This window comes from Chromobacterium sp. ATCC 53434, from assembly GCF_002848345.1.
Classification (GTDB): Bacteria; Pseudomonadota; Gammaproteobacteria; order Burkholderiales; family Chromobacteriaceae; genus Chromobacterium.
Genome location: NZ_CP025429.1, coordinates 951,432 through 969,724, shown reverse-complemented (window position 1 = coordinate 969,724; position 18,293 = coordinate 951,432). Strand labels below are relative to the sequence as shown.

The 18,293-nt window shown below is 64.6% G+C and carries 20 protein-coding genes; 6 read left to right on the top strand and 14 right to left on the bottom strand.

What is annotated here, in order from left to right; genetic code table 11:
- Positions 1–2: 2 nt before the first annotated feature.
- Positions 3–887 carry a prephenate dehydrogenase/arogenate dehydrogenase family protein gene (locus CXB49_RS04545; RefSeq protein WP_101707280.1) on the bottom strand — a complete coding sequence of 295 codons (885 nt, stop codon included), beginning with the start codon at positions 885–887 and terminating at the stop codon, positions 3–5.
- A gap of 94 nt (positions 888–981) precedes the next feature.
- On the opposite strand from CXB49_RS04545, the gene CXB49_RS04540 reads away from it, so the two are divergent.
- Positions 982–1,242, top strand: a complete 261-nt coding sequence (locus tag CXB49_RS04540) for a DUF4936 family protein (protein WP_101707279.1) — start codon at positions 982–984, stop codon at positions 1,240–1,242.
- Positions 1,243–1,705: 463 nt separating this feature from the next.
- On the opposite strand, the gene CXB49_RS04530 is transcribed toward CXB49_RS04540, so the two are convergent.
- From CXB49_RS04530 to CXB49_RS04480, 11 genes are all read right to left on the bottom strand, one after another.
- Positions 1,706–2,887: a dicarboxylate/amino acid:cation symporter gene (locus CXB49_RS04530; protein ID WP_101707277.1), complete on the bottom strand. Its 1,182-nt coding sequence runs from the start codon at positions 2,885–2,887 to the stop codon at positions 1,706–1,708.
- A gap of 154 nt (positions 2,888–3,041) precedes the next feature.
- Entirely contained in the window at positions 3,042–3,854 is an 813-nt protein-coding gene (gene pabC / locus CXB49_RS04525; protein WP_101707276.1) for an aminodeoxychorismate lyase, read from the bottom strand.
- Positions 3,854–5,146 carry an aminodeoxychorismate synthase component I gene (locus tag CXB49_RS04520; RefSeq protein ID WP_101707275.1) on the bottom strand — a complete coding sequence of 431 codons (1,293 nt, stop codon included), beginning with the start codon at positions 5,144–5,146 and terminating at the stop codon, positions 3,854–3,856. Before CXB49_RS04520 ends, pabC begins: the two co-directional genes overlap by 1 nt.
- Positions 5,147–5,277: 131 nt before the next feature.
- Complete coding sequence (gene fabF, locus CXB49_RS04515) at positions 5,278–6,519, bottom strand: beta-ketoacyl-ACP synthase II (RefSeq protein ID WP_101707274.1); 1,242 nt, start codon at positions 6,517–6,519, stop codon at positions 5,278–5,280.
- A 165-nt stretch (positions 6,520–6,684) separates the two neighbouring features.
- Entirely contained in the window at positions 6,685–6,924 is a 240-nt protein-coding gene (gene acpP, locus CXB49_RS04510) for an acyl carrier protein (RefSeq protein ID WP_101707273.1), read from the bottom strand.
- Between the two features lie 105 nt (positions 6,925–7,029).
- On the bottom strand, positions 7,030–7,767 hold the full coding sequence (fabG, locus tag CXB49_RS04505) for a 3-oxoacyl-ACP reductase FabG (protein ID WP_101707272.1): 738 nt from the start codon (positions 7,765–7,767) through the stop codon (positions 7,030–7,032).
- Between the two features lie 89 nt (positions 7,768–7,856).
- Positions 7,857–8,786: an ACP S-malonyltransferase gene (fabD, locus tag CXB49_RS04500; protein ID WP_101707271.1), complete on the bottom strand. Its 930-nt coding sequence runs from the start codon at positions 8,784–8,786 to the stop codon at positions 7,857–7,859.
- Between the two features lie 126 nt (positions 8,787–8,912).
- Positions 8,913–9,872 carry a beta-ketoacyl-ACP synthase III gene (locus tag CXB49_RS04495; RefSeq protein WP_101707270.1) on the bottom strand — a complete coding sequence of 320 codons (960 nt, stop codon included), beginning with the start codon at positions 9,870–9,872 and terminating at the stop codon, positions 8,913–8,915.
- A 5-nt stretch (positions 9,873–9,877) separates the two neighbouring features.
- Positions 9,878–10,915, bottom strand: a complete 1,038-nt coding sequence (gene plsX, locus CXB49_RS04490) for a phosphate acyltransferase PlsX (protein ID WP_101707269.1) — start codon at positions 10,913–10,915, stop codon at positions 9,878–9,880.
- A gap of 57 nt (positions 10,916–10,972) precedes the next feature.
- Positions 10,973–11,152 (bottom strand): 50S ribosomal protein L32, encoded by a 180-nt coding sequence (gene rpmF / locus CXB49_RS04485; protein WP_011136965.1) that lies wholly within the window; start codon positions 11,150–11,152, stop codon positions 10,973–10,975.
- A gap of 45 nt (positions 11,153–11,197) precedes the next feature.
- Positions 11,198–11,701 (bottom strand): DUF177 domain-containing protein, encoded by a 504-nt coding sequence (locus CXB49_RS04480; protein ID WP_101707268.1) that lies wholly within the window; start codon positions 11,699–11,701, stop codon positions 11,198–11,200.
- A 105-nt stretch (positions 11,702–11,806) separates the two neighbouring features.
- Between CXB49_RS04480 and CXB49_RS04475 the strand changes: the two genes are divergently transcribed.
- The 3 genes from CXB49_RS04475 to pncB are packed head-to-tail and all read left to right on the top strand — an operon-like array spanning position 11,807 to position 14,306.
- Entirely contained in the window at positions 11,807–12,388 is a 582-nt protein-coding gene (locus CXB49_RS04475) for a nucleoside triphosphate pyrophosphatase (protein ID WP_101707267.1), read from the top strand.
- Positions 12,385–13,089, top strand: coding sequence for an SAM-dependent methyltransferase (locus tag CXB49_RS04470; protein WP_101707266.1), 705 nt, complete (start codon positions 12,385–12,387; stop codon positions 13,087–13,089). Before CXB49_RS04475 ends, CXB49_RS04470 begins: the two co-directional genes overlap by 4 nt.
- A gap of 11 nt (positions 13,090–13,100) precedes the next feature.
- Complete coding sequence (pncB, locus tag CXB49_RS04465; protein WP_101707265.1) at positions 13,101–14,306, top strand: nicotinate phosphoribosyltransferase; 1,206 nt, start codon at positions 13,101–13,103, stop codon at positions 14,304–14,306.
- Here the strand turns inward: pncB and CXB49_RS04460 are convergent.
- On the bottom strand, positions 14,300–15,154 hold the full coding sequence (locus tag CXB49_RS04460) for a Rossmann-like and DUF2520 domain-containing protein (protein ID WP_101707264.1): 855 nt from the start codon (positions 15,152–15,154) through the stop codon (positions 14,300–14,302). The two genes, pncB and CXB49_RS04460, sit on opposite strands and share 7 nt — an antisense overlap.
- Before the next feature lie 623 nt (positions 15,155–15,777).
- Between CXB49_RS04460 and CXB49_RS04455 the strand changes: the two genes are divergently transcribed.
- Both CXB49_RS04455 and CXB49_RS04450 read left to right on the top strand, forming a co-directional pair.
- Positions 15,778–16,881 carry a porin gene (locus tag CXB49_RS04455; protein WP_101707263.1) on the top strand — a complete coding sequence of 368 codons (1,104 nt, stop codon included), beginning with the start codon at positions 15,778–15,780 and terminating at the stop codon, positions 16,879–16,881.
- Between the two features lie 84 nt (positions 16,882–16,965).
- Complete coding sequence (locus CXB49_RS04450; protein WP_101707262.1) at positions 16,966–17,529, top strand: hypothetical protein; 564 nt, start codon at positions 16,966–16,968, stop codon at positions 17,527–17,529.
- Between the two features lie 48 nt (positions 17,530–17,577).
- Here CXB49_RS04450 and CXB49_RS04445 read toward each other — a convergent pair whose 3' ends face one another.
- A complete protein-coding gene (locus tag CXB49_RS04445; protein ID WP_101707261.1) occupies positions 17,578–18,228 on the bottom strand; it encodes a TetR/AcrR family transcriptional regulator in 651 nt (216 codons plus the stop codon).
- Positions 18,229–18,293 lie beyond the last annotated feature (65 nt).

Genomic DNA, 18,293 nt, shown 5'->3' with positions numbered 1-18,293 from the left:
CGCTATCCTCTCCGGAGGAATTGCTGGTGCCAGCGCGTGCGCGCGGCGCGCGCCTCGCCGAACAGCCGGTTCAGGCCGGCGGCGTCGCCGGCTTCCAGCAAGGCGGCCATCCGATCCAGACCGGCGCGGTAATCGGCCAGTTCGGCCAGCAGCGCGTCGCGGTTGGCCAGGCTGATGTCGGTCCACATCTCCGGATGGCTGCCGGCGATGCGGGTGAAATCGCGAAAGCCGGTGGCGGCGAAATCGAAACAGCGCTCGGCGTCGGCCCTAGCCGCCACCTGGTCGACATAGGCGAAGGCCAGCAAATGCGGCAGATGGCTGACGCTGGCGAACACCGCGTCGTGCTCGGCCGCGCTCATCGCATGGATCTCGGCGCCGCAGGCCCGCCACAAGCCGGCCACCGTGTCCGCCGCCTGAGGCAGCGTCTCCTCCAGCGGCGTCAGCACCACGCGGCGGTTTTCGTACAGGCCGTATTGCGCGGCGGCCGCGCCGGACAGGTCGGAACCGGCGATCGGGTGGGCCGGCACGCACCAGCGCAGATGTCCGGGCAGGTGCTGGCGGTACAGCGCCGCCACATCGCTCTTGGTGCTGCCGCCGTCGGTGACCACGGCGCCCGGCCTCAGGCCCGGCGCCAGCGCCGCCATCAACGCGCCCATCTGGCCCACCGGCGACGCCAGCAGCGCCACGTCGGCGCGATGCGCGACGGCGGCGATGTCCTGGCTGATCTCGTCGACCACGCCCAGCGCCAGCGCCTTCCCCAGATTGGCCAGCGTGCGGCCGACGCCGATCACGGTCTTCACCCGGCCCGCGCGCTTCAGCGCCAGCGCGAACGAGCCGCCGATCAGGCCGACGCCCGCCACCACCAGCGTGTCTATCTGCTGCTGCACCTGCTCCCCCTTTGCTGTTCCGCCACCGGCGCGGCGCGAAGGTCTATCATAAACAATTTTGCCGACCAGGCCAGCCCGCCGTCCGGAGAACGCGATGACCGCCACGCTGTATTGCTATTTCAAGATCGAATCCGACCACGACGCCGTCCGCGGGCGGCTGGCGGCGCTGCAGGCCGAACTGGCCGCCGCCGGCTGGCCGGGCCAGCTGCTGCGCCGCTGCGACGACGCCGACACCTGGATGGAGGTCTATTCCGACATCGTCGACCGCGAGGCCTTCCGCGCCGCCTGGCTGCCGGCGCGGCGGCGTCGCGACTTGACGATGCCGGTTCACGAGGAATGGTTCCAACAGATATAAGCGCCTGCTCGAAGTCTCTTTGCGGCTACGACAAGAAAAAGGCCGGGCGAGAGCCCGGCCAAAAAACACGACTAACGAGAGAAACCGAAACCTTGCGCCTTAAGAGCCTGTTCACGATCTTTTTGCGAGCAGCGCAGCCCAACGCAGGAGGCCAGATGCAAGGCGGAGGGCGTAGGCCTTGGTGATTCCAAGGCCTAGCCCGACAACGCGGCAGATGACCTCCTGCGATGGGCTGCCCTTCGGGGCCGCCTTCTGCCGGCGCATGGCGTTGTCAAACGTCTCTTGCAGTGAGCGACACTGCGGCGAGCCGTTTTCCGCGCCCTGCATCCGGCAGAAAACCGCCGATGCCGCAAAAAGATCGTGAACAGGCTCTAACCCCGCGGGAAAGGAAAACGGTAAGGGATGGAATATACCCGCCACCGCCGGTCGCCCCAAATCACTTGTTCTGCTTAACAAATCACCATCAAACGCGCTGCGCGGCCGTTTCGCCGGCCGGCGCCTTGGTCCGGCCGGACAGGCGATCGACCCATAGCGCGACCACGCCGTCGCCGGCCACATTGCAGGCGGTGCCGAAGCTGTCCTGGGCCAGATAGAGGGCGATCATCAGCGCCAGGCTGGCTTCCGGGAAACCCAGCACGCTGGACAGGATGCCCAACGCCGACATCACGCCGCCGCCGGGCGCGCCCGGCGCAGCCACCATGGTCACGCCCAACAACAGGATGAAGGGCAGCATCACGTCCCAGCCCGGTACTTCCAGACCATGGCTCATCAACATCACCGCGGTGGCGCAGCTGACCAGGGTGATGGTGGAACCGCACAGGTGGATGGTGGCGCACAGCGGCATCACGAAATTCACCACCGGCGGCGAGACCTTCATATTGCCGGCCGAGCGCAGCGCCACCGGTATCGTGGCCGCCGACGACATCGTGCCCAGCGCGGTGAAATAGGCCGGCAGCATCGCGCGCAGCAGCGACAGCGGATTGCGGCCCAACAAGGCGCCGCTGGCGCCGTACAGCGCGGCCAGCCACAGCCAGTGCAGGCCGATGGCCATCAGCAGCACCACGCCGAAAGTCTTCAGCGTGGCGAAGGCGGTGCCGGCGGCGGCCATGTCGGCGAATTCGCAGGCGATGTAAGCCGGCAGCAACGGCACCAGCACGCGCGCCAGCACCATCTCGACGATGTCCTTGCCCTGCTCGGCGATCTCGCGCAAGCGCGCCGCGCCGGTGGCGACGATGCCCAGGCCGAAGACGAAGGCCAGCATCAACGCCGTCATCACATCGAACAGCGGCTTGATCTCCAGCTTGAACAGCGGGGACAGCTTGGCCGCGGCGGCCGGCACCGCGGCGGCCGCGCCCAGCCATTGCGGCAGCAGGGTCGACGCCGCGGCGAAAGCCAGCGCGCCTGACAGCACGGTGGACGCATAGGCCAGGCCGACGGTCCAGCCCAGCATGCGGCCGGAGCCGGTCTCCAGCGCGGCGATGCCGCTCATGATGTAGAACACGATGATCAACGGGATCATGAAGCCGATGAACTGGCTAAACAAACCCTTGAAGGTCAGCAGCAGCGTCAGCAGCGGACCGGGCGCGTACAGGCCCAGCAGCAGGCCGACCGCCATGCCGGCCAGCAGTTTCAGGATCAATTTCACAGGCAACCTCTTCCGGGTTATCCAGCCCGCCGCGCTTGGCGCGACGCCGGACAAAACCCGTCCGCTCCGGCGCGATCGGGTCGATTCGGAAGATGGAAGGGGCCGGCCGGCGCGGCAAGCGGAACATCGCGCCGACGTTCCCCGGCGCCATGCATCAGGCTTGTTGTAGTAAGGCTTGCCGCAATGCCTGCAGCAAAGGTGAAGACAGCCAGACTCGCTCGCCCAGGCGGGCCAGCGGCCAGATGCCGATCAGGCTATTGGAGAGAAAGGCCGCCTCAGCGTCAATCAGATCGGCGGCGGAAAGTCGCTTTTCAGAAAATTTCAGTCCGAAATTCGAAACATTGCCTGTCAACCAATCCCGAACGGCGCCGTTCACGCCGCAGCGATCGAGCAAGGGCGTCTGGATCTCCCCGTCCCGCAGCAGATAGACATTGCTCATCGTGCCCTCGGCCAGCCAGCCGTCCTGATCCAGCAGCAGGCCCTCCCGTATCGCCGGATCGCTCCACTCGGAACGCGCCAGCACGCTCTCCAGCCGGTTCAGGTGCTTGACGCCGGCCAAGCGCGGCTGCAGCGACAGGCGCAATTCGCACCAGCGCGCGGTCACGCCCCGCTCGCCGCATTCGGCCGGATAGCCGTCCCACGGCGTCACCGACACGATGCGCGTCGGCGCGCCGGCGCCGGTCATCGCGTAGCCGCGCGCGCCGACGCCGCGGCTGATCACGATCTTGCCCACCGCCAACGGGTACTCCCGCCCCAGCGCCATCAACTCGTCCAGCAGCTGCTGCTCGTCCGGCAGCGTCAGCGCCAGCCGCGCCGCGTCGTCGGCCAGCCGCGCGTACTGCCAGCGCCACATCCACGGCCGGCCATGGCGCAGCTGCATGGTGCGGAACACGCCATCGCCGTAGTTGAAGCCGCGGTCCAGCGCCGACACCGACTCGCCCGGCAGGCCGTTGACCAGCATCGCCATCAGGCCTGCTCCACGCCCAGCGCCCTGAGCAGGCCGCGCGCCTTGTGGCGGGTTTCCATCAATTCGCGCTCGGGATCCGAATCAGCGACGATGCCGCCGCCGGCGCGGAAACGCAGCTTGCTCCCTTCCTGCATGAAGGTGCGGATCAGGATGTTGAAGTCCATCGTGCCGTCGCGGTTCAGGTAGCCGAGGCTGCCGGTATAGGCGCGGCGGGCGCTGTTCTCCAGTTCGCGGATGATCTGCATCGTCCTCACCTTGGGACAGCCGGTGATGGTGCCGCCGGGGAACAGCGCGCGCAGCACGTCGACCGGCGCGACGTCGTCGCGCAGCTGGCCGCGGACATTGGATTCTATGTGATGGACGTAGGCGTAGCTGGCCACCGCCATCAGCTCGTTGACCTCGACGGTGCCCGGCCGGCTGATCCGACCCAGGTCGTTGCGTTCCAGGTCTATCAGCATCACGTGCTCGGCGCGCTCCTTGACGCTGCTGATCAGCCGCTTCTTCAGCTCGGCGTCCTCGGCCGGGTCCTTCGAACGCGGATGGGTGCCGGCGATCGGCCGGGTCTCGGCCCAACCGTCCCGCACCCGCACCAGCCGCTCCGGCGACGAGCTGACGATCTGCGCGTCGCCGAAATCGGCCAGCGCCGAGAACGGCGCCGGATTGGCGCGGCGCAGCGCGGCATACAGATCGGGCGCGCTCAGCTCCCCGGCCAGCTGCGCGCGCCAGCCGCGCGAGATATTCACCTGGAACACGTCGCCGTCGTAGATGTAGCGCTTCAGCCGCCGCACCGCGTCGGTATACCACTCGGGCGGGTCTTCCTCCAATCCGGCCAGCGCCACCGGCCTGGGGTCGAAGGCCGGCCTGGCCGCCACCAGACGCTCCAGCGCGTGCCAGTCGTCGGCCGTCTCGCCGACCAGCCAGGCCTCGCGCTTCGCGCGGTCCACCAGCACCGCGGCCGGCGCGCGCGCCCACACCGCCAGCGGGAAGCTGTCCGGCAAGGCGGCCGGCACATGCGGCTCGAATTCCGACAGCAAATCGTAGGCCAGGTAAACGAACCAGCCGCCGACAAAGGGCAGGCCGTGCGGATTGGACACCGGCTGCGGCCGGAAGCCGCGCACCTCGTCGAAAAAGGCCTGTCCCTCGCCGCCGGAGAACAGGCGCCGCTCGCTCTGCATCAACAGCATGTCCCAGCCGCCGTCGCCGGACGACTGCATCAGGTAGGGAAAGTGCTCGCGGTCTGCGGCATGCAGCGCCAGCAGATCGGGAATGAAATCGAGTTTCTGGGTAAACATCCGCCGTCCTGGGCCGGCAAGGCCCGGCACTGATTTGCAACCTCGCCGCCCGCCTTGAGCGGCGGCGAAAAAAAGAAAACCGCTGCGAGTGTAACGCAGCGGTTCGCACTGTCAATCGCCCGCGGAGGCGATCAGACCCGTTTGAACACCAGGGTGCCGTTGGTGCCGCCGAAGCCGAAGGAGTTGGAAATGCCCACCTCGATCTTCATGTCGCGCGCGGTGTTGGCCGCGTAATCCAGATCGCAACCGGACTCCAGATCCTGCTCGACCATATTGATGGTCGGCGGCGACACCTGATTGTGGATCGCCAGAATGGTGTAGATCGCCTCCACACCGCCGGCGCCGCCCAGCAGGTGGCCGGTCATCGACTTGGTGGAGTTGACCACCAGCTTCTTGGCATGGTCGCCGAAGGCGATCTTCAGCGCGGTGGTCTCGTTGGCGTCACCCAGCGGAGTGGACGTGCCGTGCGCGTTGACGTACTGCACCGCGTCGCCGTTGATGCCGGCGTCGCGCAGCGCGTTGGCTACGCCGCGGGCCGGGCCCTCGGCGCTCGGCGCGGTGATGTGGTGCGCGTCGGAACTCATGCCGAAGCCGATCAGCTCGGCGTAGATTCTGGCGCCGCGCTTGACCGCGTGCTCGTATTCTTCCAGCACCAGCACGCCGGCGCCCTCGCCCATCACGAAACCGTCGCGCCCCTTGTCCCACGGACGGGAAGCGGCTTCCGGATCGTCATTGCGGGTGGACATCGCCTTCATCGCGGCGAAACCGCCGATGCCCAGGCGCGAAACCGCGCCCTCGGCGCCGCCGGCCACCATGATGTCGGCGTCGCCGTACTGAATCAGGCGAGCGGCGTCGCCGATGCAGTGCGCGCCGGTGGTGCAGGCGGACACGATGCCGTAGCTCGGCCCCTGGTAGCCCTTCAGGATGGACACCTGGCCGGCGATCAGGTTGATCAGCGAGCCCGGAATGAAGAACGGACCGATCTTGCGCGGACCGCCCTCCATCAACGCCACGCCGGTATCCTCGATCAGCGGCAGGCCGCCGATGCCGGAACCGATGTTGACGCCGACACGCGTCTTGTCCAGATCGGAGATGTCGTCCAGTCCGGAGTCGGCGACGGCCTGCAGGGCCGCGGCGATGCCGAAGTGGATGAACAAGTCGCTGCGACGCGCTTCCTTCGGCGAGATGTACTGGCCGATGTCGAAGTCCTTGACCTCGCCGGCGATCTGACAAGCCATGTCGCTGGCGTCGAAACGAGTGATCCTGGCTATGCCGCTCTTGCCGGCCAACAGATTGGCCCAGCCGGTGGCGACATCGTTGCCGACCGGAGACACATGCCCCAGGCCGGTGACTACTACTCTGCGTTTGGACACGAAGAATCCCCGTGAGAGATGGGAGGGCAGTCTCCCGGTGAAGCCGGACGCGCGTCGCGAACCTGCAAGCGATTCAAACGCACGTTTGGAATTCTCTTAACAAAAGAACCTCTGCAGGCGAGCCGAAGCAACACCGGGCAGAGGTCCTGGTCCCGAAAACGGGGATTACTTGTTCAGGTTGGCAGTGACGTAGTCGACGGCTTGCTGAACGGTCGTGATCTTCTCGGCCTCTTCGTCCGGAATTTCGCACTCGAACTCTTCTTCCAGCGCCATCACCAGCTCGACGGTATCCAGGGAGTCCGCGCCCAGATCGTCAACGAAAGAGCTTTCGATCTTGATCTCGGCTTCGTTCACGCCCAGTTGTTCGGCAACGATCTTCTTGACGCGCTGTTCGATGTTTTCCATTTGGTTAAACCCTTGACCTTTCTGATTCGGGATCACAAAACCCCGGTATTCTACAAAAAAAAATTAGAGCAGCCTACCTAAATCTTGCTATGGCGGCGACTGGCCTCAAGGCATCAGCATCCCGCCATTCACATGCAGGGTCTGCCCGGTGATGTAGGCCGCGCGGTCCGACGCCAGAAACACGACGGCGTCGGCGATATCACTGGCGTCGCCGAGGCGGCCCAGAGAAATCTGGCCCACCAGCGCCTCGCGCTGCGCTTCCGGCAGCGCGCGGGTCATATCGGTGTCGATGAAGCCCGGCGCCACGCAGTTGACGGTGATGTTGCGGCTGCCGACCTCGCGCGCCATCGACTTGGTGAAGCCGATGATGCCGGCCTTGGCGGCCGCGTAGTTGGCCTGGCCGGCATTGCCCATCGCGCCGACCACCGAGGCGATGTTGATGATGCGGCCGCTGCGGGCCTTCATCATGCCGCGCATCACTGCCTTCGATGTCTTGAACACCGACTTCAGATTGGTGTCCATGATGGCGTCCCAATCGTCGTCCTTCATCCGCATCAACAGGCCGTCGCGAGTGATCCCGGCATTATTGACCAGAATCGCCACCGCGCCGAACTCCTGCTCCACCAATTCGATCAGCGCCTCGACGGCGCCCTGCCCGGTGACGTCCAACACGCGGCCGGCGCCGCCGGCGGCGGACAGCCGCTGATGGATGGCGGCCGCGCCGGATTCCGACGTGGCGGTGCCGATCACGACGGCGCCCTCGGCGGCCAGCGCGTCGGCGATCGCCGCGCCTATGCCGCGCGAGGCGCCGGTCACCAGCGCCACTTTGCCTTGCAGACTCATCAATGTGTCTCCTTGTTGTCAACGCCCCGCCCGGCTCGCGCCGAAGGGACGATGGCGGCCCGCCGCGGGGCCGGCCGCCGGAATGTCGATCAGGCCAGCGCCTCGCGCGCGGCTTCCAGCGCCGCGCGGTCGGTCAGCGCCAGGCACTTGACGTTGCCGTCTATGCGTTTGGCCAGGCCGGCCAGCACCTTGCCCGGACCGCACTCGGCCATCAGCGTCACGCCATCGGCAGCCAGCTTCTGGATGGTTTCGGTCCAGCGAACCGGCATGTACAGCTGACGGATCAGCGCGTCGCGGATCCGCTCAGCGTCACCATAACTGGCAACATCGGCATTATGCAATACGGGTATTGCGGGCGCATTGAGATGAACCTCGGCCAGCGCGGCCGCCAGTTGCTCGGAAGCCGGTCGCATCAGCGAGCAATGCGACGGCACCGACACCGGCAGCGGCAGCGCGCGCTTGGCGCCGCGAGCCTTGCACAGCTCCATCGCGCGCTCGACGGCGCCCTTGTTGCCGGCGATCACCACCTGGCCCGGCGAATTGAAATTGACGGCCTCCACCACCTCGCCGTCGGCGGCCTCCACGCAGGCGGCGCGGATGTCGTCGTCGGACAGGTTGAGAATGGCGGCCATCGCGCCGGTTCCGGCAGGCACCGCCTGCTGCATCGCCTCGGCGCGCAGGCGCACCAGCTTCACCGCTTCGGCGAACGGCAAGGCGCCAGCCGCCACCAGGGCGGTATATTCGCCCAGGCTGTGGCCGGCCACGACGGACGGCTGCTTGCCGTTCAGCTCCTGCCAGGCCAGATAGGCGGCATAGCCGGCGGCGAGCATGATGGGCTGGGTATTGACGGTGGCGTTGATGGCATCGGCGCTATCGGCCTGCAGCATTGCCCACAGGTCGACGGACAGCGTGTCCGATGCTTCCTCGAAAGTATGCTGCACCACGGGCAGGTCGGCGAAGCCGTCCATCATTTTCAGGCTCTGCGAGCCCTGCCCCGGGAAAAGAAATGCAAAAGCCATAGTCGACTCCACGTGAATTCGACGCAAAGCATGACGCAAAGCGACGCCCGCTGCCAAGCCCGCCATGCAACAAATGTTGTCATCGGCGGCGATTGGACGGCGAAAACGCCACTTGACGCCGGTTTATCAGTAGATGAGCAGCGCCGCGCCCCAGGCGAAACCGCCGCCTATGCCTTCCAGCAGGACGGTCTGGCCGCGGCGGATGCGCCCATCGCGCACCGCGGCGTCCAGCGCCAGCGGGATCGACGCGGCCGAGGTGTTGCCCTGCTCCGGCAGCGTGACGATCACTTTGTCCATGGGCAGGCCCAGGTGCTTGGCGGTCGATTCGATGATGCGCAGATTGGCCTGATGCGGCACCAGCCAGTCCACCGCCGACTTCTCCACTCCGGCCTCGGCCAGCGTGGCGACGGCGATCTCGGACAGCGACTTGACGGCGAACTTGAATACCGCCGGGCCATCCATGTGCAGATACGGCATGCCCTGGATCTTGCCGCCGGAGATCTGCGCCGGCGTATTCAGCAAGCCTTGGTAACGGCCGTCGGCGGCCAGTTTGGCATGCAGGATGCCGGGCTCGTCGGACACGCCCAACACCACGGCGCCGGCGCCGTCGCCGAACAGCACGCAGGTGCGACGATCATCCCAATCGAGCACCCGCGACATGATTTCGGCGCCGATCACCAGCGCCTTCTTCGCCATGCCGCTCTTGATATAGGCATTGGCGGTGGCCACCGCGTAGACGAAGCCGGCGCAAACGGCCTGCACGTCGAAAGCGGGAATGCCGGGCAGACCCAGCTTCTCCTGCAGAATGCAGGCGGTGCTGGGGAAAACCATGTCGGGAGTAGTGGTGGCGACGATGATCAGGTCGATCTCGCCCTTGTCTATGCCGGCGCTGGCGATGGCGGCTTCCGCCGCCCTCAGCGCGAGATCGCTGGTCTTGTGCTGATCATCGGCAATATGGCGCGCGCGGATGCCGGTGCGACTTACGATCCACTCGTCGCTGGTATCCACTCGCTCGGCCAATTGCGCATTGGTGAGCACTCGGGACGGCAGGAAGCTGCCGGTTCCGAGAATGCGGGAATAGCCCATGTTTGTCAGTTCGCTTCTGCCTCGGACTGCTTGAGATTGTCTAATTGTTTAGCAATCCGTTCGGCAATGTGACCAATCACGTCGGAGCCGGCCTCCTCGCATGCCTGCGCCAACGCGTAACGGAATCCTGTGACATCGGCCCCACCGTGGCTCTTCACCACGATGCCGCGCAGGCCCAGCAAGCTGGCCCCGTTGTAGCGGCGCGGATCGATGCGCTTCTTGAAGAGAGCCAGCACCGGCAGCGCGGCCAGCGCGCACAAGCGCGTCCACCAGCTGCGACCGAACTCTTCCTTCAGGAAAACGGCGAACATGTGCGCCAGCCCCTCAGCTGTCTTCAGCGCAACATTGCCGGTAAAACCGTCGCAGACTACCACATCCGTCGTGCCCTTGCAGATGTCGTCGCCTTCCACGTTGCCGTAGAAATTCAGCTCCGACTGGCGCAACAGCTCGGCAGTCTTCTTGATGTTGTCGTTGCCCTTGATATCCTCGCTGCCGATGTTCAGCAGGCCGACGGAAGGATTGGTCTTGCCTTGCAGGCAGACCACCAGCTCGGCGCCCATGATGCCGAACTGCAACAGTTGTTCTGGTGTGCAATCAACATTGGCGCCCAGGTCCAACACGCAGGAAGTGCCTTTGACATTGGGCAGCAGCTTGGCGATGGCGGGACGGTCAATGCCGGGAATGGTCTTCAGGACGAAGCGGGCGGTAGCCATCAGCGCGCCGGTGTTGCCGGCGGACACGGCGGCCTGCGCCTTGCCTTCCTTGACCAGGTTGATCGCCACCCTCATCGACGAGTCCTTCTTGTTCTTCAGGGCGAGCTGAGGCGCCTCGTCCATGCCCACCACCTGGGTGGCATGCTGGATGAGGATGCGCTCACGCACGGCGCCCGCGTGCAGGGCCAGTTCAGCCTCCAGGGCCGGCTGGTCGCCTACGAGAATCAGATGGGTGTCGGGGTGGTCTTGCAGGAATTGGATCGATGCCGGGACGGTAACCTTGAGGCCAACGTCACCGCCCATAGCATCAACCGCGACGGTGATAGTCATCAACGATTGCGGTAAAAGTACCTACCAAAAAAGGAAAGGAAGTGAAAACGCGGGAGATTACTCGCCCTTGGTCTTCACAACCTTGCGACCACGGTAGAAGCCGTTCGGGCTGATGTGGTGACGCAGGTGGGCTTCGCCGGTGCTGGCTTCAACTGCCAGGGCCGGAGCCGTCAGAAAATCGTGTGCACGATGCATGCCGCGCTTGGACGGGGACTTTTTGTTCTGTTGAACAGCCATGGTCGACTCCTAAGAAATTCAAGTAGATTCTAATACGAATCCGGGTTACTCGGACTTGGGTCTCTTAAGCGCCGCCAGCACCGCAAACGGGTTGGGCTTGTCAGCCTTGGCGAGCGAGAGAGTATCCCCGCCACATTCGTCGTGTTTCGGCGAATGCGGCAAGCCCATGATGATTTCGTCTTCGATCAGCGCAGTTACGTCGAGTTCGGGCTCGGCGAGAACGGCATCCAGCTCCTCGTTCAGCTCGCAGGCCTCGGCCAGCTTTTCCTGACTGGTAAACAGCGTGAGCACCGAATCGGTGTCCAGGCTGAACGGCATGCCGTCCAGACAGCGCTGGCAGGTGACTCGCAAATCCGCGGTCAAACGGATGCGCAGCGCAAAACGCTGCAGCTCGTCACGAAAGCCTGTGAGCTCATACGACACCGTGCCGGAGGTATCCGACAGGTCGCTGTGCACGCGCTCGTCCAGCTCGCAAACCGGCACTTGGCCGGACTGCGAACGCCCTTCCCGGGCGAACTTGAGCGGGTCGATCAAAATCGGTTTAGACATAAACCCAGCATGTTACAATCCACTCCCCTGATTTGTCAAAAGAAACAAGGCAAGGACGGAGCGGCCGGATGGCGCGCTCGGCATTGCCATCAACCGGCTCGAATCATGCACATCGTACTGGCTTCCACCTCCCGCTACCGCCAAGAAATCATCGCCCGCCTGGGCCTGCCCTTCAGCGCCGAACCACCTGTCTGCGACGAAACGCCCCTCCCCAGAGAAACCGCGCTGGAAACCGCGGTGCGCCTGGCGCGCACCAAGGCCCAGTCGCTGGCCGGCAAGCATCCCGGCTCGCTGATCATAGGCTCCGATCAGGTGGCTCTGCTGGATGGCAAGCAGATAGGCAAACCCGGCGGCTTCGAACAGGGCGTGGAAATGCTGAAGTGGATGAGCGGCCGCACCGTGGTCTTCCACTCCGCGCTGGCGTTGCATAACAGCGACAGCGGCCGGTTGCAGGAATGCGTCGGCATCACCCGCGTCACGCTGCGCCAGCTGACAGAAGCCCAGATCCGCAATTATCTTACCCGCGAGCCGGATGCGCTCCATTGCGCCGGCAGCGCCAAGAGCGAGGGCCTGGGCGGCGCGCTGCTGGAAAAAGTGGAGTCGGACGATCCGAACGCGCTGATCGGCGTGCCGCTGTTCCAGCTGATCACCATGCTGGCCAACGAAGGCGTGGAGGTGCTGCAATGAGCGGCACCCTGTTTCTGATCCCGGCGCCGCTCGGCGACGAAAACGTCGCCTGGCTGCCGGAAGGCGAGCGCGCCAAAATCGTCCACATCGCCCATTTCGTCGTCGAGGCGGAAAAAACCGCGCGCAAGCATTTGAAGGCGCTGGGCGTGACCACGCCGATACGCGAGCTTACCATGAGCACCTTGAACGAGCACACCAAGCAGGCCGACGTCGCCGCGCTGCTGGCGCCTCTGCAGGCCGGCCACGACGTCGGCCTGATCTCCGAGGCCGGCTGCCCGGCGGTGGCCGACCCCGGCGCCCAGCTGGTGGCGCTGGCGCACCGCCACGGCATCCGCGTCGAACCGCTGATCGGTCCCTCGTCCATCCTGCTGGCGCTGATGGCCAGCGGCGCCAACGGCCAGCGCTTCTCCTTCCACGGCTACCTGCCGGTCGACGCCGCGGAAAAAGCCAGGCTGGTGAAGGAGCTGGAGCAGCGCTCGCGCAAGAACGACGAGACCCAGCTGTTCATCGAGACGCCGTACCGCAACAACGCGCTGCTGGCGCAACTGCGCGAAACGCTGGCGCCGTCGACCCGGCTCGCGGTAGCCTGCGATCTGACCTTGCCGACGCAGACCATCGTCAGCCACCGCGTGCAGGACTGGCCGCAAAATCCGCCCGATCTGCACAAGCGCCCGGCCATCTTCGTGATCCACGCCGCCTGAGACGCGCCGCCATGCCCAAGACCACGCCCATCATCCGGTCGCTGCTGGACACCGACCTGTACAAGTTCACCATGCTGCAGGTGGTGCTGCACCAGTTCCCGGCCGCCCACGGCGAGTACGAGTTCCGCTGCCGCAACCATCCGGACACGCCGCTGTCGCAACTGAAAGCCCAGCTGGAGGCCCAGCTGGACCTGCTGTGCGAGCTGCGCTTCAGCCAGGACGAGCTGGATTATCTGCGCGGCCTGCGCTTCATCAAGAGCGACTACGTCGACTATCTGGAGCTGTTCCACCTGCAACGCCGCTTCATCAGTGTCAGCGAGGAAGGCGAGCAGCTGGCGATCCGCATCAAGGGGCCGATGGTGCAGGCGATGTTCTTCGAAATCTTCGTGCTGGCCATCGTCAACGAGCTGTATTTCCATCCGCTGGACAGCGAGGCGGTGCGCGCCGAGGGCCATCGCCGGCTCGAAGCCAAGATCGCCACGCTGGAACGCTTCCTGCGCGACGAGGCCCCGGAGCAGCGCTTCCCGCTCTTGATCGCCGATTTCGGCACCCGCCGCCGCTTCAGCCGCGCCTGGCAGGCCCATGTGGTCGAGAGGCTGAACCGCGCGCTGCCGCAGATCTTCCGCGGCACCAGCAATGTCTATCTGGCACGCGAACTCGGCATCACGCCGATCGGCACGATGGCCCACGAATTCTTCCAGGCCTTCCAGGCGCTGGGCGTGCGGCTCCGGGACTTCCAGAAGGCGGCGCTGGAATCCTGGGTGCAGGAATACCGCGGCGACCTCGGCATCGCGCTGACCGACGTCGTCGGCATGGACGCCTTCCTCGCCGACTTCGACCTCTACTTCGCCAAGCTGTTCGACGGCCTGCGCCACGACAGCGGCGATCCCTACGTCTGGGGCGAGAAGGCGATCGCCCATTACCGCAAGCTGCGCATAGACCCGGCCGCCAAGATGCTGACCTTCAGCGACGGCCTCAGCGTGGACAGCGCACTGGAACTGCAGCGCCACTTCAGCCCGCACATCCAGGTCAGCTTCGGCATCGGCACCCACTTCACCAACGATATGGGACTGGAGCCGCTGCAGATCGTGCTGAAGCTGGTCAGCTGCAACGGCCAGCCGGTGGCCAAGCTGTCGGACAGCCCCGGCAAGACCATGTGCAGCGACGAGACTTTCCTCGCCTACCTGCGCCAGGTGTTCAGCATACGCGCTCAGTAAAGCAGCGCCAGCAAGCGCAGGCGCACCGCGTCCGGCAGCCGGTCGCCGGCCAGCGCCACCGTCTGCCGCCCCAGCGCGCGGTAGGCCGCCGCCAGTTCCGCATCGCCCAGCGCCGCCAGATGGCGCTCGACGGTGCCGACGTCGCCGCGCGCGATCGGGCCGGTCAGCGCGTCCCGCGGCCCCAGCGCCAGCGCGTTCTCCAGCGTCTGCCGCATCAAGCCGCCCAGCAGCGGCTGCGCCAATTCGTCCGGCACCCCGGCGCGCGCGGTCAGCCGCTGCGCCATCGCCGTCAGCGCCACCAGGAAGTTCGACGCCACCGACAGGCCGGCGTGATAAGCCGCCTTGCCGCCCGGCGCCAGCCGGAACGGCCGGCCGCCCAAGGCCAGCGCCAGCGCCTCCAGCCGCGTGCAAGCATCCTCGTCGCCCTCCAGCGCGCACAAGGTGCCGGCGAAATCCGCCACCGCCCGGGCAGGATCGGCGAAGGAGAACGCCGGGTGCAGGCTGGCCGTCAGCACGCCCCGCTCGGCCAGCGGCGCCAATAGCGCCGCCTCTCCGACGCCGCTGGCGTGAAAGACCACGCAACCGGCCGGCGCGACCCCGGCAGCCGCCAAGTCGTTCGCGCATGAGGCGATCTCGCCGTCGGGCACCGACAGCAGGTAAAAATCGGCCGCCCGCAGTTGGCCGAGATCGGTCGCCTCCCGACCGGCGCCGATGAACTCGCGAGCCCGCCGCAACGGCTCCGGCCTCCGCCCGACCACATCGAGCACTTGATAGTGCCCGGACAAATGAGCCAGCCTGGCCAGGCTGCAACCGAGCCGCCCCGCCCCCATCACCGTCAGAGTCCGCATACCTTTATATACCTCTTCATTTCCGCATCCGCCGCGCCCCAGCCCCTCTCCGGCATCGCCGCCAGGATGCCCGCGCCGCGCCGACGTCGCAAAAAAACATCAAATCTGAATATGCATAATATTTACAAGTACGAAGCATGGCGGACATTTTTATTCAAAACCAATGACTTGCAAACACTACGCATACAGACAGGCCACGCTCGCCGAGCATTCGCTCAATTTACATAGTTGATGCTTTCTTTTAAGATGATCGCAAGCGAATTCAAGTGGATGCAATCCGCGCCTGCTGGATTCACTTCAAGTCACGTTGATTTTCCGGCCCGCTCGACAAAAGCGGGCTATTTTTTTGCCTGGCAACCTCTCCACTCCACGGCATATCCCATCACAAACAAGCATACACGGCATTTGACTCTTTTTTACAACACCCGTGAAACCTCGCTTCAAGCACAGTAATACCTCATACCATTCAAACAGTTACAACATACAAAAACGAACATTGCCGCCAAGAAACTGCGGCATTAGTTGCTTGATCGCAACACAATTGGCTCGCTTAAGTTGCATTCCCACAACCCAGCCAATAGCATTTGCTCACATTCCTAAACCTAAAAAAGGATGACTTGACCATGAAAAAAAGTCTGATCGCCCTGCTGGTAGCCACTCTGCCGGCCGCCGCATTCGCTGACGTAACCATCTACGGCACCCTGAAGGGTGGCATTGAGAACGTCGACAACGGCACCACCAAGAAAACCAATGTTGACGACCTGGGTTCCCGCATCGGCTTCAAGGGTTCGGAAGATCTGGGCAGCGGCCTGAAGGCTATCTGGCAAGTTGAAACTGGCTTCGCTATCGACGGCGGCCACAACGGCAGCGCTACTGACGGCACCTACAGCGGCTCCAGCTCCGGCACCTTCGCCAACCGCAACTCCTTCGTTGGCCTGCAAAGCAACCTGGGTACCCTGCGTCTGGGCAACATCTCCAACTACGGCGACAGCGACATGGGCACTGTTGACGTATGGCAATACAACAGCAACGCGCTGGGCCTGGGCATCTTCACCCGCGACAACACCCGCCTGAAGAACTCCGTGCGCTACGACCTGCCGGCCGTGGTTCCGGGCCTGACCGCCTCGCTGCAATACGGCGCCAAGGAAAACAAGGCTGTCGGCACCGACGATCGCGAAACCAGCGTTCTGGGCCTGGGCTACGAGAACAGCGGCTTCTTCGGCAAGTACAGCTACACCCACGAATCCAAGGTTAGCATCGCCAACGACAAGCACCAGCTGGAAGTCGGCTACAATGCCAACAACCTGTTCGTCGGCCTGGGCTACAAGCAATCGAAGGGCGATGTTTCGTCGACCCATCTGAGCGCTCTGGCCACCAAGACACAAGTTGCCGGCATTCAGCAAGAAATTGACGCCGCAGCCCCGCTGATCGGCAACAACGCTTCGCTGAAGTCGACCGAGTACGCCCTGACCGCCGCTTACACGCTGGGCGCGTTCACTCCGAAGTTCACCTACGCTCAAGGCCAGGACATCAAGGCTGGCAGCTACAAGCTGGACAACACCGGCTACAAGCAATTCGTGCTGGGCGTTGACTACGCTCTGTCCAAGCGCACCACCATCGGCGCGCAATACGGTCAGATCAAGCTGGAAGACAACGCAGCTGCTCTGGTGAACAACGGCGAAGACAAGATCAAGGCCTTCGGCGTGAACATGGTTCACAGCTTCTAATTCAACGGTTCGACGCAAGAACCCGCGAATGTAGCAACGAAAAGACCCGCTTCGGCGGGTCTTTTTGCATTCTCTGAATATGATATGAAAACACCTCTGATCGCATTCGCTCTGTCCGTTCTGTCGTTCTCCGCAGTCAGCCGCGCCGACGATGCCGCGCCGCCAGACGACTTCGCCAGAATCCGCATATTTCAACAAAATGGCGTGGCGCTGGGCCTGTTTCCCGGCCGCGATTGCTATCGCTTTTCGCTGCTCGGCAATCATCGCGGCATTGTCGAATCGCAGGCGTTCAAATCCTTCCTGCACCTGGCCAGCAATAAAAGCATAGGCATGCCGGAAACGCCGAATAGCCGCGGCCTGTCGGCAAGAAGCACGCTGTTTTCCGCGGCTTATTATCAGGAATACCGGCTCCCCGCCGGCAAGATCACGACGCTGACCGCCGCCTTCAACGATGTCGGCGGCTGGCGCTGCGACACGCAGGCCGTCAAATTCACACCACAGGCTGGAACCGACTACGAAGCGATGCTGGATGTCAGCCTCGACGACAAGACCTGCCGCCTGGTGATAGGCGGCATCCCGCCCGATCAGCCCGAAGCCGGGCTGCAAGCGCTTGCCGACCTGGCGCCGGCCTGCTCGAGCGGCAAATAAAAAACCGGCCCTCCCCGACGGGAGGACCGGCTTGGATTTCAAACTCGATCAGAATGGCAGCTGATACACCGGGTTGCGGGTATCCGCCCCCTCCTGCCGTATCCGCTCCAGCTCCGCCTTCAGCGCCGTCTGCAGCCACTGCTCGCGCATGCGGTCGCCATCCGGATGCTCGGACAGCGTGCGGTACAGCGCCATGCCGTGCATCGTGGTCATCATCGTCAGCAAGGTGGCGAAAAAACCGGTGGAAATCGCGTAGCGCGGGAACAGCGAGGCCATCATCGCGACGAAACGGTCGCGGAAATAGGTGCTGGAGCTGCCGAGGAAGATGTCGCGCAGATCCGGCGTCGTGCGCGCGGCCATCAACAGTTCCAGCAGCACGATGTGGCGCGGCGACATCACCAACGCCTTCATCAGCGCCACGATGCGCTCCTCTTCCGGCATGCTGGCCGGCAACTGGCTGGCCAGCCCCAGCGCGGTGTCGAAGATATCGTCGACCACCTTGCGCCCGACCGGCTGCATCAGCTCGTTCTTGGTGGCGAAATGGCGGAACAGCGCCCCCTGCGACACGCCGGCGCGACCGCAGATCAGCTGCACGCTGGTGCCGTGGTAGCCGCTTTCCATCAGGCACTCTATCGCCGCCTCCACCAACTTGCCTATGGTGGACTCCCTGCGGCTTTGCTGTGTTCGTCTGGTTTGCATCTATTGTTTTATCATTTATCGTCCCGCCGGCATGCTGCGCGCAAGCGGCCGCGCAACGCGGGCGG

What these genes read in the sequence shown, in the direction of transcription:
- CXB49_RS04470 (WP_101707266.1), top strand. Translation starts at nt 12,385, where the DNA reads ATGAGCGGCACCCTGTTTCTGATCCCGGCGCCGCTCGGCGACGAAAAC.
- CXB49_RS04495 (WP_101707270.1), bottom strand. Translation starts at nt 9,872, where the DNA reads ATGGGCTATTCCCGCATTCTCGGAACCGGCAGCTTCCTGCCGTCCCGA.
- fabG (WP_101707272.1), bottom strand. Translation starts at nt 7,767, where the DNA reads ATGAGTCTGCAAGGCAAAGTGGCGCTGGTGACCGGCGCCTCGCGCGGC.
- CXB49_RS04445 (WP_101707261.1), bottom strand. Translation starts at nt 18,228, where the DNA reads ATGCAAACCAGACGAACACAGCAAAGCCGCAGGGAGTCCACCATAGGC.
- pncB (WP_101707265.1), top strand. Translation starts at nt 13,101, where the DNA reads ATGCCCAAGACCACGCCCATCATCCGGTCGCTGCTGGACACCGACCTG.
- CXB49_RS04540 (WP_101707279.1), top strand. Translation starts at nt 982, where the DNA reads ATGACCGCCACGCTGTATTGCTATTTCAAGATCGAATCCGACCACGAC.
- CXB49_RS04520 (WP_101707275.1), bottom strand. Translation starts at nt 5,146, where the DNA reads ATGTTTACCCAGAAACTCGATTTCATTCCCGATCTGCTGGCGCTGCAT.
- rpmF (WP_011136965.1), bottom strand. Translation starts at nt 11,152, where the DNA reads ATGGCTGTTCAACAGAACAAAAAGTCCCCGTCCAAGCGCGGCATGCAT.
- CXB49_RS04455 (WP_101707263.1), top strand. Translation starts at nt 15,778, where the DNA reads ATGAAAAAAAGTCTGATCGCCCTGCTGGTAGCCACTCTGCCGGCCGCC.
- CXB49_RS04480 (WP_101707268.1), bottom strand. Translation starts at nt 11,701, where the DNA reads ATGTCTAAACCGATTTTGATCGACCCGCTCAAGTTCGCCCGGGAAGGG.
- CXB49_RS04475 (WP_101707267.1), top strand. Translation starts at nt 11,807, where the DNA reads ATGCACATCGTACTGGCTTCCACCTCCCGCTACCGCCAAGAAATCATC.
- acpP (WP_101707273.1), bottom strand. Translation starts at nt 6,924, where the DNA reads ATGGAAAACATCGAACAGCGCGTCAAGAAGATCGTTGCCGAACAACTG.
- CXB49_RS04450 (WP_101707262.1), top strand. Translation starts at nt 16,966, where the DNA reads ATGAAAACACCTCTGATCGCATTCGCTCTGTCCGTTCTGTCGTTCTCC.
- plsX (WP_101707269.1), bottom strand. Translation starts at nt 10,915, where the DNA reads ATGACTATCACCGTCGCGGTTGATGCTATGGGCGGTGACGTTGGCCTC.
- fabD (WP_101707271.1), bottom strand. Translation starts at nt 8,786, where the DNA reads ATGGCTTTTGCATTTCTTTTCCCGGGGCAGGGCTCGCAGAGCCTGAAA.
- CXB49_RS04460 (WP_101707264.1), bottom strand. Translation starts at nt 15,154, where the DNA reads ATGCGGACTCTGACGGTGATGGGGGCGGGGCGGCTCGGTTGCAGCCTG.
- pabC (WP_101707276.1), bottom strand. Translation starts at nt 3,854, where the DNA reads ATGGCGATGCTGGTCAACGGCCTGCCGGGCGAGTCGGTGTCGGCGCTG.